The 15,343-nt window shown below is 40.2% G+C and carries 10 protein-coding genes and 1 pseudogene; all 11 read right to left on the bottom strand.

Annotation, left to right across the window (positions count from 1 at the left end):
• Nucleotides 1-137: 137 nt before the first annotated feature.
• Entirely contained in the window at nucleotides 138-644 is a 507-nt protein-coding gene (locus GRQ40_RS05240; protein WP_080859940.1) for a hypothetical protein, read from the bottom strand.
• A gap of 12 nt (nucleotides 645-656) precedes the next feature.
• The gene (locus GRQ40_RS05235; RefSeq protein WP_159719519.1) at nucleotides 657-1,484 is read right to left on the bottom strand and encodes an RHS repeat-associated core domain-containing protein; all 828 of its coding nucleotides are present in this window, start codon (nucleotides 1,482-1,484) and stop codon (nucleotides 657-659) included.
• A 212-nt stretch (nucleotides 1,485-1,696) separates the two neighbouring features.
• Nucleotides 1,697-2,161, bottom strand: a complete 465-nt coding sequence (locus GRQ40_RS05230) for a hypothetical protein (RefSeq protein ID WP_044746758.1) — start codon at nucleotides 2,159-2,161, stop codon at nucleotides 1,697-1,699.
• Between the two features lie 13 nt (nucleotides 2,162-2,174).
• Nucleotides 2,175-3,215, bottom strand: a complete 1,041-nt coding sequence (locus tag GRQ40_RS05225; protein WP_159719518.1) for an RHS repeat domain-containing protein — start codon at nucleotides 3,213-3,215, stop codon at nucleotides 2,175-2,177.
• A 213-nt stretch (nucleotides 3,216-3,428) separates the two neighbouring features.
• Nucleotides 3,429-4,049 (bottom strand): hypothetical protein, encoded by a 621-nt coding sequence (locus GRQ40_RS05220; protein ID WP_159719517.1) that lies wholly within the window; start codon nucleotides 4,047-4,049, stop codon nucleotides 3,429-3,431.
• Between the two features lie 10 nt (nucleotides 4,050-4,059).
• Complete coding sequence (locus GRQ40_RS05215; RefSeq protein ID WP_236546406.1) at nucleotides 4,060-4,482, bottom strand: hypothetical protein; 423 nt, start codon at nucleotides 4,480-4,482, stop codon at nucleotides 4,060-4,062.
• Nucleotides 4,482-4,694 (bottom strand): RHS repeat-associated core domain-containing protein, encoded by a 213-nt coding sequence (locus GRQ40_RS18470; RefSeq protein WP_236546405.1) that lies wholly within the window; start codon nucleotides 4,692-4,694, stop codon nucleotides 4,482-4,484. Before GRQ40_RS18470 ends, GRQ40_RS05215 begins: the two co-directional genes overlap by 1 nt.
• Before the next feature lie 1,056 nt (nucleotides 4,695-5,750).
• Nucleotides 5,751-5,951: pseudogene (locus GRQ40_RS18940) on the bottom strand (RHS repeat-associated core domain-containing protein); the annotation flags it as partial.
• A gap of 124 nt (nucleotides 5,952-6,075) precedes the next feature.
• Complete coding sequence (locus GRQ40_RS05205) at nucleotides 6,076-7,068, bottom strand: DUF5050 domain-containing protein (protein ID WP_159719515.1); 993 nt, start codon at nucleotides 7,066-7,068, stop codon at nucleotides 6,076-6,078.
• Nucleotides 7,069-7,148: 80 nt separating this feature from the next.
• On the bottom strand, nucleotides 7,149-13,154 hold the full coding sequence (locus GRQ40_RS05200; RefSeq protein WP_159719514.1) for a DNRLRE domain-containing protein: 6,006 nt from the start codon (nucleotides 13,152-13,154) through the stop codon (nucleotides 7,149-7,151).
• Between the two features lie 426 nt (nucleotides 13,155-13,580).
• A complete protein-coding gene (locus tag GRQ40_RS05195) occupies nucleotides 13,581-15,323 on the bottom strand; it encodes a methyl-accepting chemotaxis protein (protein ID WP_159719513.1) in 1,743 nt (580 codons plus the stop codon).
• Nucleotides 15,324-15,343: the final 20 nt, after the last annotated feature.

Raw genomic sequence — 15,343 nt, 5'->3', positions numbered from 1 at the left:
TACTTGAGATAGTTAAGTTCTAAGGCTCAACTAGCATCATGAGTTTAAATAAAAGATAACATTAGATAGAAATACTCCCCATATAGTCATTGTAAAAAGAAACCTTGAAAGGCATATAGCCAATCAAGGTTCGATTCTTATTCACTATGAACTTCAAAACAAAAATATCCAAAAGCTAAATCTTCGTCTTTTAATTGCATTTTTCTTTTAGCAATATCAAATAACCTCGGTAAAAGCGTATCTAAATAATCACGATATTTTTCTAATGATAACTTAAAACTCTCTACATCATTGTGTTGGCATAATGGATAAAGGATTTTTCCCATCTCAAATTGCTCAGCAGTCACAATTTGATCGTCTGTATCCAGACAGTCTAAAATATGTTCTTCTTGTTCTTTTTCATCAAACTGTTCCCTGCATTCTAAATAAAACATATATTCATCAAATTCGATTTGCATATCAACCTTTCCATTTCTATAGAACGGATTAATTCTTAAATATTCTGTCGTTGTATTGGATTCAATAATTTTTTCTAACATAATTTTCAAATGTGTAATTGTTGGATAAAGTCTATATTTTCCACTGTGATATGTGGTATATTCATAGACTATCTCGTTAATTTTGCCATCTTTTTTTACAGTCACTGTATCACCCACCTACTTCGAAAATTTAGGATCAAATACCCAGTATGGGTCATTCAAATCGGAAACTTGTATTACCTTTCCTGTACCATCATCTACTCCTACATAATGTCTCTTATCTTTATAGTAAACAGTTACTGAGTTTCCTGTATATTTGTTTACCGCTTTAGTTATTTTGTACGGATTGTTTATTGTTTTGGCTATACTTTCTTTAGTCCATCCACGTTTAGCAACTTGATTTTTATATTTTGACTTTTTAAATTTATCGCTAAAAACAATATCTTTTGCACTTATTTTACACGTACCCTTACGTAAAACCTTCTTTGCTACTTTCCCTACCGCTTTTTTAACTAAACTCTTTGCTACTGCCCCGCTGACTATAACATATGTGAGAGCACCTGCAACAGTCCGATACAATGTGGTTAATCCACGATTCCCATCCGGATCCACCAGCATCACCGGATTGTCATTCGCATACGTATACGCATTTTGAGTGATCGGATCGTCTTTGTCTCCCGGATCTGGATCTCTTGAGATAAACCTCGCCGTCTCTGGATCGTAATACCTTGCCTGTAGGTAGTACAGCTTCGTTTCTCTATCATAATAGTATCCTGCATACCCTATCGGTTGTCCAGCCACGGCCGCATTTTCCGAAACCGAAAGCACTTTTCCCCATGGATCATAGCTGTAATTCGCGACCGTCGCACCGTTCTCATCAACAATGCGGATAACATCGCCGCGGTAGTTGATGACATAGTAAAACGTATCGCCATTCGCATTCGTGACCGTATTCGGTTTCCCATTCGCCCACGTAAACTCCCATACGGTTTGGCGGTTGTTCAATTTTTCGTACGATTAGTTCTCTTTGGTTTGATTGATAACAGTGTCAACTTGACAATTGGCAACCGCTGCATCATACCAAGATGCTTTTTCTTTCAAGTTCCTAAAAGCCTTTCTAACAGGAATGCTCTTTGTATCGAACTAGATTTTCTGCAATGTGAAATCATCCCTCTAACTATTGATAAATAACTATAGAACATCTTTTTCGATACGAATTAATATTTAAATGTTATCATCTTTTTTGATTCAAATTGAATAAAAATTAGTTGATTCAATTTGTTGAAATTAAATGTTATTCCCTCCATTCTGTCCTTTGGTAATAATATCTCCATTTCATCAAAAAAATCAGCAATAAAATAAACATTAGTATACTCTATTTCATTCAACAAATAGAATATATCTAAGTTGAACTCAAAATCTTCAATCACAGCTATTTTCATATTTTTTTTTATAATACATTTGTATTTTTTTAACTCTTTATTTAAAGATGATAACGAAAAATAGGGGATTATTAGTTTTTTTCCCTGAATAACAGAACTGACATCGTCAAAAGAAATCGTATCATCAAAGGTAATTTCCTCTACAATAAATGGAAGTTTATTAACATTTATACCTGTTGAAAATTCTACATAAGGATTCTCATCTAATTGTGTTAATAAAAATGTTTTAATATGTTTCAATAAAAATCTCCCCTTAAAAAATAAATTCTGAAATGAATATATATCTAGGATTATTTTTAGCAAAAGGCTTAATCTTTAGTTCGTCAGGTACAAACGATTTAAATATATAATGAGTCTCGCTTCCTCCTAAATGCATATGCAGTATAGGGATATGTCTAGTGTGCTTACCTTTATACTTACCAGTACCTCTAAAGATATTTAAACCATGGTAGTCAATAGAGAGTATACGCTTCCTATTTGCCATTATTTTAAGAATATATCCTCCTTTTAAATTAGATTGTACTTCTAAGCCTAACTGGTCTAGAGCTTTTTTTATATATTTTTGCCTTGTAAAGCTTCTTATTTTTTCTACAACTATCCTTAGGTTTTTAGGATTTCTAACAGCCTGCTTTATAGCAAACTTTGCAATCTCTTTGACTACCCAAGGTAATTCGCCATCTGGATCAACATATATCACCGGGTTATTATTCGCATAAGTATATCCATTTTGAGTGATAGGATTATCCAAATCCCCCGGATACGGATCCCTCGAAAGAAACCTCGCCGTCTCCGGATCATAATACCGCGCTTGCAAGTAGTACAGCTTCGTTTCCCTATCATAATAATATCCTGCATACCCTATCGGTTGTCCAGTCACGGCCGCATTTTCCAAAACTGACAACACTTTTCCCCATGGATCATAGCTATAATTCGCGACCGTCGCGCCGTTTTCGTCGACAATGCGGATAACATCGCCGCGGTAGTTCGTCACATAGTAGAACGTGTTACCGTTTTGGTTTGTGACCGTGTTTGGCTTGCCACTCGCCCATGTGAACGCCCATACGGTTTGACCGTTGTTGTTCGTAATGCGGATTAAGTCCGAGCCGTCATAGTGATAATGGTACGTCACGCCATTCACCGTTTTCGTTTCTCTCAGTCCATCTGGGCGATACGTGAAGCTGGCGACCTCGTTGCCGTTTACGTCTTTGACTGAAAGCAGGCGTCCTTCTCCGTCCCATGTGTATTGGTAGCGGTCGTCCTTAAGAAGGTTCCCGGCGTCATCATACGTAAACACTTTGATTTTTTCAACACGTGCCTGGCACCCTAATCTAAGTTATACTTGAGATAGTTAAGTTCTAAGGCTCAACTAGCATCATGAGTTTAAATAAAAGATAACATTAGATAGAAATACTCCCCATATAGTCATTGTAAAAAGAAACCTTGAAAGGCATATAGCCAATCAAGGTTCGCATTGTTTTATGTTTGTGTTCAGAATAGACATCTACATTTACTTAACACCGTTAGAATAATTTAAGAAGAAAATATCAGCAATTTCTTGTGGAAGTTGTTGATTTACAAAATTGAGCCCTACCCACGATAAAACTGTTTCATCAATAGAGCGCCAATTTTTTAAAATCGGCAATAAATCTGCACTATTGTTTACATCTTGAAGCCCTAAAACACAAACCCCATAACTTCTTTCTCCCCATATTGCCCATTTCATTGAAGGAGGTAGCCAAATAACGGTATAAGAATTGTACAGCACTGCATCCGCTGGACTTTCCTCAGGTCCTAATTCAAGAACGTCTAAATATTCATCAGGTGATAAATTAACAGGGAGTTTCATCCAATTATAATAATTAAACTCTTTATAAAAATATTCTACTGGACTAGGATCTAACACTGCAGTAAGGACATAATTATCTTTTGTTTGTCTAGATAATTGCTGGATTGTTCTCCAAAAATCTTTGTCCATTGTCCAGTCAAACTCTTCAAACAAAAAATTATTGAATTGTTCTCGGAATACCTGTTTAGGCAATCTATTTTCTATATAAAACGTATTACTAGCCATCCCTATTAATTTATTAAACTCTTTTTTTTCCCTAACAAATAAAGTTTCTAAATTCATTGGACTCCCCCTATTTTAACCTAATTTTTAAAGTCATTCTTTTGCTCCCTTTTGGATAAAAGTCAGCGGTTGAACCACCTGTGGATTTAGCACCGTCACGAAGAACATATTTTGCACCATCTTTTGTCAGTATTATTGTTTTTCCATCTTTAGATATTGATTTTCTCCATCCATCTCTAAGTAGTTTTTTTTCGAACTGTGCTTTAGATACATCAGTCTCTCTGTTAGAATAACGACTACCAGATTTAGTCACATCTACATATTTAGAAGCTTTGCCTTTCCCCTTACGTAAAACCTTCTTTGCTACTTTCCCTACCGCTTTTTTAACTAAACTCTTTGCTACTGCCCCGCTGACTATAACATATGTGAGAGCACCTGCAACAGTCCGATACAATGTGGTTAATCCACGATTCCCATCCGGATCCACCAGCATCACCGGATTATCATTCGCATACGTATACGCATTGCATTTTGAGTGATCGGATCGTCTTTGTCTCCCGGATCTCGATCTCTCGAAAGAAACCTCGCCGTCTCCGGATCGTAATACCGCGCTTGCAAGTAGTACAGCTTCGTTTCCCTATCATAATAATATCCTGCATACCCTAGCAGCTGTCCAGCAACAGCTGTGTCTTCGGAAACAGACAAAGCTTTACCCTAGGGATCATAGGGATAATTGCGACAGTCAGGCCATCTTCATCAAAAATTCGAACTACATCACCACAGTAGCTCGCAAATGCATAGAGTTAGTTATCGAATTTTTATCTCTTCTAACTGTTCATACATAGGATTTTTATTAACATCCATTTTACGGTAAACATTATATTTATTGGGACACCTTAACAAAAATATATTTTCATACACGGCATTATCCATAGCCACTGATAATCAAATAGTTTCTTCGTTTCCTGTATAAAAAAGCCCTCCCTTTCATTCGGTTATCTCGATGTATAAAAATAAAAAACTTTTCGAGCACCAAATTATTGGGAAGGCTAATAAGGTTATTCCAATGTAATGTACCCCATTACTAAAGCGGATAATAGGCAAGCAACAATAAATACAATATTTTTTTGTATATTAGAAACTGTATAATTTTTTTTTCCTATAAAATCTATGATACGGAGTATTAATAAGAATATTATAATCTTAAAAAATAATGTGATTTTTCCTATAACACTAATATCATAAAATTTTTGGGAAGTTAGAGCCATGTTGTAAAATAACCAAAAGAAAATACATAAAACTACGAAGTAACATATGAGCAATTTAACGAGTCTTCTCATAATGATAATAACCCTCAACCTCAAAATGATCCAATATTGATTATTTACGATATTTATTGTAACCTACAATAGTATAACCAGTAAATAACGCAAGATCGGTCCACCAAAAACTAAGTGTAGTGATTCTCCGTAAAACAACTTTTGTCCCTATTTTTCTTGCTTGCTTCTTCACTATGTTAAGAATTTGATTTTTATACCCTCTTCCAATTAGTATTTTATTAAGGGCCTCTCTAAACACAGTATTTATAGCTTTTCCTGCTTTATACCCTTTTGCTATCTCTGTTGCAATTTTATAAATTTTATCAGCAATTGCTACACTCCCAGCCACAATTTTATCCGCAGTCGCCCAATCAAAATATGAAGCAAGCCAACCTTTTAAGCCGTACTTTAATGCATATTTTATTCTATCAATAGAAATAGCAAACTTCCCATCCGGATCCACCAGCATCACCGGATTGTCATTCGCATACGTATACGCATTTTGAGTGATCGGATCGTCTTTGTCTCCCGGATCTGGATCTCTTGAGATAAACCTCGCCGTCTCTGGATCGTAATACCGCGCTTGCAAGTAGTACAGCTTCGTTTCTCTATCATAATAGTATCCTGCATACCCTATCGGTTGTCCAGCCACGGCCGCATTTTCCGAAACCGACAACACTTTTCACTATGGATCATAGCTGTAATTCGCGACCGTCGCATGAATTTATGAATCTATTATGCACGCTGCAACACGTTTAATATTATTTCTATTTGACCCTTTCTTTACGTGAACCATCTATCTTAACTCTATATAGTATATCGTTTTTATCAGAATTATAATAATAGATCCAGCCATCGATAAGGTTAAATGTAAATTGTATTGTATCTTCGCATATCTTCATTCTGTTTGTTCCATCAATTTTAATTCTATATAGATAACCACTGTCATTATAATTTTTATAGTAAATCCAATCATCCGATACAATGATACCAGAAACGTTATCATCACTTACTTTCGTTTTAGAAGTCCCATCGGTTCTTATTTTATATATTTTGTCACCGTCTAAAATATTCACATAATAGATCCAACCGTCTGATACATTCATTTCTCCTGCTTCATTCGGGATTATTTTCAATGGATCTGTACCGTCGGTTTTAATTCTATAAATGCTCTGCTTTTTTTCTGATTCATAATGTATATAATAAATCCAACGGCCCACTATATTTATTGAGCTAGAATTATGGTTGTTCAATTTTCTTTTATTACTCCCATCTGTTTTCATTTTATAAAGATGATTATGGTCAGAGAGATTTACATAATAAATATCGTCGCCAACAACATGAACATCACTTACATCATCGTTAGACAGCCGTTGTTTTTGAGAACCGTCTATTTTTACCCTATACAGTTTGCTATTTGGTCTCGATAATCCTGTATCAACCGTATAATAGATCCACTCGTCGACAACGTTTATATAGGACGGTAAATCTCTATTAATTCTCGTTGCTTGTTTACCGTTTTTTTTCATTTTGAAGAGACCATTTCGTAAATCTAGTAGCGGAATATGCGGGTCTGCAGAATTTGTGAAAAATATCCAATCATCTTGTTCAGCCACAAACGCATAATTGTTTATATTACCTGTTGAATTACCTTCTTGATTTCTATTTTTCACGATAGTTCCATCTCCATGCTCAGGAGTACATCCCATTAAATGAAATACAACCCCAAAAATTAAAATAGTATAAAAAATACGCCTCATTGGGAACCTCCTATCAAATTTATTAAATGGCGGGGAGTCGTGCCACTCCAAGCTCCCCTACCAAAAGCCATGAAATCAGCTCACCAGTCCTTCCAACCACGAATTACATCATCAGCTAGCCTAGGGATTCTTATCCTTTTTAATGTGTCTACTTGGAAATCGCTTAATATTGGTTTCCCCTTACGTGTGCCTCTGGCTAGTACTTCAGCAGATTTTTGCATGCAGTTATTATAAAAAACATCGTACTTCTCTGAAGGCTTAAGTAACTTTTTGGCATATGAGTATGATCCTTCGAAATTCCCCTTAATATAGACTGCACTTGTATATTTGCCACCTGGCAGCCCATTGTCTTTAAGCCATTTGTTCAGCTTTCCAAGATCTTTTACATTTCCACTAGGAACCTTACACAAATAAACTTCTGCAGTACCATGAGGTTTGCCACCACGTCCTCCCCAGTAAAAATAATACCAAGAACCATCCTTTCTTTGAATAAGGAGAGATGTGTGCCCAAAACCATGTGCACCATTCTTAGCTGTTATCCAAATAGCATCGTTGCCATCAGGATCATAATACATTACAGGGTTACTCTCACAATAGAGATATAAATTTTGAGTTAATGGTCTAGTGTCGTGCCCCGAGAATGTATCCCTCGAAAGAAACCTCGCCGTCTCCGGATCATAATACCGCGCTTGCAAGTAGTACAGCTTCGTTTCCCTATCATAATAATATCCTGCATACCCTATCGGCTGTCCAGTCACGGCCGCATTTTCCGAAACCGAAAGCACTTTTCCCCATGGATCATAGCTATAATTCGCGACCGTCGTGCCGTTTTCATCGACAATGCCGACGACATCGCCGCGGTAGTTCGTGACGTAGTAGAATGTATCGCCATTCCCACTCGTCACCGTATTTGGCTTGCCATTCGCCCATGTAAACGCCCATACGGTTTGGCCGTTGTCGTTCGTAATGCGGATTAAGTCCGAACCGTCATAGTGATAATGGTACGTCACGCCATTCACCGTTTTCGTTTCTCTCAGTCCATCTGGGCGATACGTGAAGCTGGCGACCTCGTTGCCGTTTACGTCTTTGACTGAAAGCAGGCGTCCTTCTCCGTCCCATGTGTATTGGTAGCGGTCGTCCTCGAGAAGATTGCCGGCGTCATCATATGTGAACCCTTCGATTTCGTTGGCCGCATTAAACGTCAACGTCTTGCCGTGCGGATTTTTCAAGTTCCCGGACGCGTCATAGTCGTATTGAACCGTGTTGCCTTGATACGTCCATGACTTCAAACGGTTGGCGAAATCGTACGTGTACGTATGTGTATGGGTGCCGTCGAAGTAGCTGACAATGTTGTCATCGGCGTCGTATCCGTACACCAGTTTAAGCAAGTCATTGCCGATGATCTGCTGGGTTTGTAAATTTCCCGAATCATCATACGATTGATGCACGGTCGTATTCGCCCATTTGATTCGAGCAGGCTGTCCGCTTTCATTATAGTAGAATTCCGTTTTTTGACCTGTTGACGCGGTCAAAGATGTCAGCCGCCGTAAAATATCATATCCAAACGAAGTCGTGTATCTCGCTCCCCCAACCGTTTCCTTGTAGGACGTCCGCATCCCATTCGTCAAACTGCCGGCCGTATTGTCATACACATTCTCCACTGTATATCCGCCTGGTTCTTGTGCCGTTTGTAACCGGCTGTTTTCGTCATAACTAAAGGAATAGGTTTTTCCGTCTGCGAGCGTAATCGCTTTGACGTTTCCTGTACGGTCATAGCTGTACGTATACGCCTTTTGCCCATTGATCCATTTTTCCTGCAGCTGGTTTTTTCGGTCATAGATCAAGCCAATTGAAGAAAGTGCCGTCGCACCTTTTCCTTTTTCAATAAGCTTGACATTCCCTGCCTGATCATAATCATAACGGATAAACTTGCCTAACGGATCGGTTTCTACATTTATCTGATTAATCGCATTATATTCAAACGATGTCACATACCCGCGCGGGTCGATTCGTTTTTTCACATTTCCTTGTGCATCATACTCATAGGATGTGGTAATGTTGTTCGGGTCCGTATCAGAACTTGCGACCAATGTAACGCTTTTGAGACGATCTAAATAATCGTATTGGTAGTTGGTCTTTTTTCCGCTTGGAAGAATCGATGCCGTTTGATTTCCGTTGGCATCATAATTGTATGATGTTGTACGGCCTAATTCATCTGTTTCCGTTTGGACCAAGCTGCCGTCGCTCGTATAGGTTTGGGACGCCGTTGCAGCACGTTCTTCCACCTTCATATTATCAAAATAAACCGTGCCTGTCTGATTTTCATACATAGCATAAACTTTCATTTGCGTAAAATCGACATCCGCGCGCACGGTCTTCTTTACAAATTGCCATTGGTTGCTGAGACGTTCGGATGAATCAAATGGAATATCCACAGCGGTGGAAGTGCCATCAAGCTTTACAAAACGAAGCCGCAATCCAAAAAACCCACCGGAAGCATTGGCCCCGGTTGTGTAGGCCCAACCAGAAATGGTGATCGGCGTTCCTTTTGTTCCTGAAACCTCTACATATTGCCCCACATATCGAGACGTATTCGCTGCACCATTGATTTTCAGAGAATAGCTGCCGCGCCGAACCCTTTCTGTCGTTCTTCCATCATTCGCTCCAAGGCTGTTTAGCTCCCATGTATCGGCTACAGCGCCTGTTCCCCATTCAAAGCCGGCGTTTTCATTGCTGTAATAATCATCAAGAATCGCGCCATATAAAAACTGTACGGCATCAAAATAGACGGTGCCAGCCCCTTTAAACAGCAAATCGACACGAACATACGCTGTATTTGCGGGGAGCTGAACGTAATCAGACAGACGCGTCCAATCATTCGTTCCCGTTAATGATGAAGAAAGAAACACAATGGATTGTCCTGAGCTATCCTTGATATTTTGCTGGCTGGCATCGAGCGGATAAATTCGGAATTGGGCGCCGGTTCCAGTTACACTTTGCGTTTTGACATATCCTGCGATCGTGTAATTTTTATCGCCTTCATCTGCTTGAACGGGGATGATCTGCGAATAGTAGCCGCCGCTTTCGCTGCCAGTCAGCGTGATTTTAGCCGAATACTTGCCAGCGGCATGATCGCTGCTTCGAGCGTACTGCCCAGCCGTATACCTTCTCCAATTTAATGGGTAACCGCTGGTGTCAACGTACTCAAAACTCGAGTTTGGCAAACGATTATGAGTGACTCGTGTCGGCGATGCCGTACTAAGCACATTTCCGAACCGATCATACGTATTGTAGTCAGTCAATACATAGTTATTAGTAGAAAAAATTAAATTGCTTTGCTCATCATACACATATTGACCATAAGAGCCATTGCTAAATTGCTCCTTGATCAGATTTGCTTTGTCATCATAATCATTTGTTACTTGCAAATTGTTTGGCGATGAAGCTTCTTTAAGATTTCCTTTCTCATCATATTGAGCCTGATGCGTTACGGAAGGATCTGGATCACCTGTATTTTTATTAGGCTCCATCACTTTTACTATTCGGTTCTTTTCCCATTCATAGATGGTCGTTGCCGGAGCAGTTCCTTGATAGTCTTCGGTAATTTGTGTCACATTGACGGTCGCTTTATTTTGATCAGAATTATTTTTATAATACGTTTTATTGCCTCGCGCATCGGTAAAAATAGTTTCCGTGGCACTCGGGTACGATAGTTCTGAGTAAATAGTAGTAGAGCGAGGGTCAATAAGCTTCGTTACCCGATTGGATGAGTCGTATTGAATTTCGCCTCGGTTTCCGTTCGCGTCTGTAATGCCAATAAGCTGATGATTGGCATTGTAATCAAAAGCAATGGTTTTCTTTTCTGTTCGATTATAGCCGTAAATAATATTGGTTAAGCGATTGGTACCGTTAACTGTTTCATAGGTAAGCACCATCTGCGTACCACGAAAATCAACCACTTTTTCCAGCAATCCGTTAGCGTTATAGCTCAATGAAACTTCTCGTGTTGGCGGTTCGTTTTTATACTGTTCTTTTATTTTTATGACACGATTGGAACTTCCATCAAATTCATAAATAATCGCATTTCCTTTTTCATCCACAATTTTCGTGTTTCTTCCTGACTGATCAAAGTACAAGGTCGTTTCATCTGGACGCTTGATGTAGTATCCATTGGCATCGCTTGTTAACTCTAAATACGTCCCTTCTGGTGCTGAATACGTATCAGACGTATCATGTTGCTGCTTCGCAAAGTGATAGCGAGTTCCTTTATCATCCCGATATTCAATAATAGATTTATCTGGATTAATATAAAGGCTTTGTTGGGCGCTAAACATCCAACCTTTTCCATAAGATCCGGAATAGTTAGAACGGCTGTTATACACTAAATTTAAATGAAATGCATCCGTCTTTCCCGGTAATGATAGAAGGTTAATCTCATATACCATATTTCCGTTGATCACATTCACAACGGCGGTTCCTTCTCCTTGGAATAAATCAGGTGTGTACGTCCAATAATCGGTGATCCCAAGCAGTTCTTTAGGACGAAAGCTGACCACAAGCTTCGGTTTACCAAATGGCGAACCATCCGGATTTACCCACTCTGTTGCACGGAAATATTTGGTTTTAGCAGTTCCTTCTTGACTATCCGCATACTTGACGAGTATCCCGTTATTGGATTGCGTGCCATCATACCAACTCTTCACTAAGTTCGATACATTAAAGTACACATATCCTGTACTTGTCGAACTTTGGGAGTCTTCAGCTGTCGCTGAGAAGCTTGGTTGGGAAGCCCAGGTGACCGTCGTCGTATTATAAGAGCTTGTCACTCGATGAAGATAAATCGGAACATTTGCATTTGAAGTGTATTGATAAAGACCAACGGAAGCTCCTGCGACCTCTCCATTTGGGATAACAGGAAGGGTCCATTTTAATAAAGAACGCGTCTTCCCTATTGTTTGGTCATATCCGACCAATAATTTATCAGTGTTATGATAGCCAGTGGAAGATCCGCTCGCAATGTACGTATCCTGCGCTTGGAACACGTCGATCCAAGGGTCAATGACGACGGGATATACGCGATTCGGATCTTTTAAATACGCTTCATCTGCTGTGACAGTGAGAATAAATCCATCGTCGACAGGTGTCACCTCTTGGGTGACTTGTTCTGACACGTTTCCTTCTTTTGATGAATCGTACATGTATGGGCGCTGGATATAAAATAAAAATTCTCCTGTTTTGGCGTCTGTGAATTCGATGATACCAGACGCTTGCTTCTCAGCCTTTAGCCCTTGAGCTTTAATATGAAATGTAAAACGGTTATTGCCTTGATAGGAATCGAGAATAATATTTTCCTTAACCTTTGTTCCGTCTAAAGTATAATCAAAAGTCACTCCAGGATAGATCTGCTTATATTGGATGCGATCCTTTTGGAGTGTTCCCGCTACATCCTTGATTCCCCTGAATACTTTTGTTGCTGAAGCGTCATCATCCGATAGCTCTACCGCCACTTGATGGCCAGCGATTTCATACGTAAACAATCTTGCTCGGCGATTTTGTTTCGGTTTTTTAGAAAATTTCACCTTAAATTGATTCGCTTTGTTTTCGAATTCCTGCTGTGAGTTTTCAACCAGTGTGTTATCAATATCTACCCATTGGCCGTTTTTCTTAAAGTGAATCGGCTCTGCAAATACTTCTGCGGTATACGTTCCATCCGAATTTTCATAGACCTTCGCTGTTTCCGTCCGGAGAGCTGGGATTTCCTTTTCTTTCGGATAAGGATCATTGGCAGAGACGATATTTTGGTTATCATTCGAAAAGCTTGGAGACCCTGCTTCTGACGTTTCATTAGCAGCATCAGAAGCAGGGATGGAATCCCCCTGTTCGACGTTTGCGGAAGGAGACGACGAAGACCCTTCATTATTGGAAATTGGCGCTTCACCATTCTCTGGAGCTTCTGTCGGAGAAGCGTTCACTGCTAGAGGCGCATTCTCCTCCGCTTGAACAAAAGGAGCAAGCGTTGAAAACATCATTGTAAAAGCAAGCAAATAAGAAATAAATGAATACCACTTAGACTTCCTTTTCCTCATCTGTTGTCACCTCATTCGTTGCTAAACTGAAAAAAATAAAGAAAAAAATCAATGATCAAACAATCAGCTGAATCCCTCCTTTTTCATCTAAATTTGGGACAATATCATTTTAATCACTTGTACAGAAAAGGAGAATAGGGGAAATTAAATCTATTTTCGTTTATTTTAAGAAAATAGCTCTATATATGGATCTACATACTAAAGATCTCCACTACAGTTTCTTAAAATATCGTATCAACTCAAAGACAATAAAAAACAAAACCCTGTTCTATCCCCATACAACGTACCGCGATTAGCTAGAGGCAGCTGTTCAACAAAACTAATAAAAGCCCCCAACCCAAGCTTTAGGCTTGAGTCGGGGGCTAATGGCCATTTTGTTGGGCGCAAGTGCGTGATTCCAAGGAAAGGGCGAGGGTTTCGCTAAATTTATCCTCGGAATTGGCGGATCTGTTCATGCAGCTCATCCGATACCCCATGAATGCGGCGCGCCATCTCGCTAAGTTGCTTAGCAAGCTGCCCTTGATGCTCGGCCGATTGGACCATGGTGCTGATCGAGCCGCTGACTTCCCTTGCGGCTGACAACGTGTGCTCTATGGCGGCGGCAATTTCTTCTGTTCCTGCCGACATCTGCTGAGCAATGGCGGATAATTCTTGAACTTCATCCGTGTTTTTCTGCACGTTTGTTACGATGTTGGCAAAAATCGAACGAATTTCCGCCACTTGGCCGCGGCCTGCGTTTGCTTCCTGTTCCCCTTGCTCCATCTGCTGAACGGCTTGTTCGGTGGTTATGCGGAAGCGGTCCATCATCTTTCCGATTGTATCAACGGAGCTTTTTGAATGCTCAGCCAGCTTTCGAACTTCATTGGCCACCACCGCAAATCCGCGGCCGCTTTCTCCAGCACGGGCCGCCTCAATGCTCGCATTCAACGCTAAAAGATTCGTTTGCTCGGAAATACCGCGAATCACATCAAGAATATGGCTGATTTCATCTGTTCCTTCCGATAATTGTTGAATGCAGTTCGCGGTTTCCTTGATTTTGGCATACATGCTTTCCATTTGCTGCATCGCTTGATCAACATGACGATCCCCTGTTCGAACATCGCGATTCATTTCTTCAGCCGATTCAGCAAGCAAAGAGGAAGAGTGAGCGACGCGCTGGATGCCAGTCGCCATTTCTTGAATCGCCGCATTGGATTCCCTCATGCTTTCAAGCTGCTGCTGCGAATAAGAATGAACAATGCCGGCTGTTTTGACCATTTTTTCATTTTGCTCTTCCGTAAAAGCAGCATGCGATTGCAGTTCGCTGGACGCTTGCACCATCCAATCATTGCTATGCTTGATTTTGTCAATCAGAAGAAACATTTGGTCCACCATCGTTTTAAATGAGCGAATTAAAGCAAACAATTCATCGTTTCCTTTGTCCCTAACCTGGAGGATCTTCTGGTGCGCTTCTCCCAGTTTTCCTGCTGCCATCTGCTCCGATGCAGCTGTTAATAGAGTGAGCGGCCGGAAGCGGCGGCGCAAATATAGGAAGATTCCTGCGCTAATCAGAATCGCCACCACAGCAGACCCGAGAAGAAACGGCCCGCGGATTTGTTCCTTCACCGCAGACATGGTTTGCTCCACATAGTTTGCAGGCAAATCAACACCAAGCACTCCAATCATCTTGCCGTTATGCATAATCGGCGCAAATGCTGATAAATAATCCCCATACTGTTGATCATGGACGATATCCGTATAATCTGTTTTTCCATTTAGCGCTCCATCAATGTCTTTTAACGTTGTGGAAGAAGTAGAATCGCCTATGGCCGATGCCACCTCAGAGCTTGGCGGTTGACCGTCAATCATGATGGAGAGTTTTTGTCCATCGACGCGCAACGTATATACGTACAATGCGCCGATTTTTTCCCGAATATCATTCAATTGCTCTCTTAACTGCCAATATGTATCATTCTCGGCTGGCTGCTGCAAAAATGACGCATATTTCTCTGTATCCAGCATGCCGGCAATATTTTTTGCTTGTTCAGCAGCATAGCTCCCTACTGTGCGTTTCGACGCCTGCTGGACAATATACGAAAATACGAAAGCACTCACTAATGTAAGTGCGACAAACGTGCCAGCCATCCATAATGAAAGTCGAGTCGCCAAGCTTCGTTTGATTTGCGGCATTGTGTCATCCCCTTTAAGCT

It is taken from the genome of Anoxybacillus sp. PDR2 (genome assembly GCF_009834045.1).
GTDB lineage: Bacteria > Bacillota > Bacilli > Bacillales > Anoxybacillaceae > Anoxybacteroides > Anoxybacteroides rupiense.
Note: the sequence above shows the minus strand (reverse complement) of the source record. Positions and strands in the feature narration are given on the sequence as shown.

Bases quoted from the DNA above. Each gene is read 5' to 3' on its own strand.
- GRQ40_RS05220 (WP_159719517.1), bottom strand. From the start codon at position 4,049: ATGAATTTAGAAACTTTATTTGTTAGGGAAAAAAAAGAGTTTAATAAA.
- GRQ40_RS05215 (WP_236546406.1), bottom strand. From the start codon at position 4,482: ATGCTGGTGGATCCGGATGGGAATCGTGGATTAACCACATTGTATCGG.
- GRQ40_RS05205 (WP_159719515.1), bottom strand. From the start codon at position 7,068: ATGAGGCGTATTTTTTATACTATTTTAATTTTTGGGGTTGTATTTCAT.
- GRQ40_RS05200 (WP_159719514.1), bottom strand. From the start codon at position 13,154: ATGAGGAAAAGGAAGTCTAAGTGGTATTCATTTATTTCTTATTTGCTT.
- GRQ40_RS05195 (WP_159719513.1), bottom strand. From the start codon at position 15,323: ATGCCGCAAATCAAACGAAGCTTGGCGACTCGACTTTCATTATGGATG.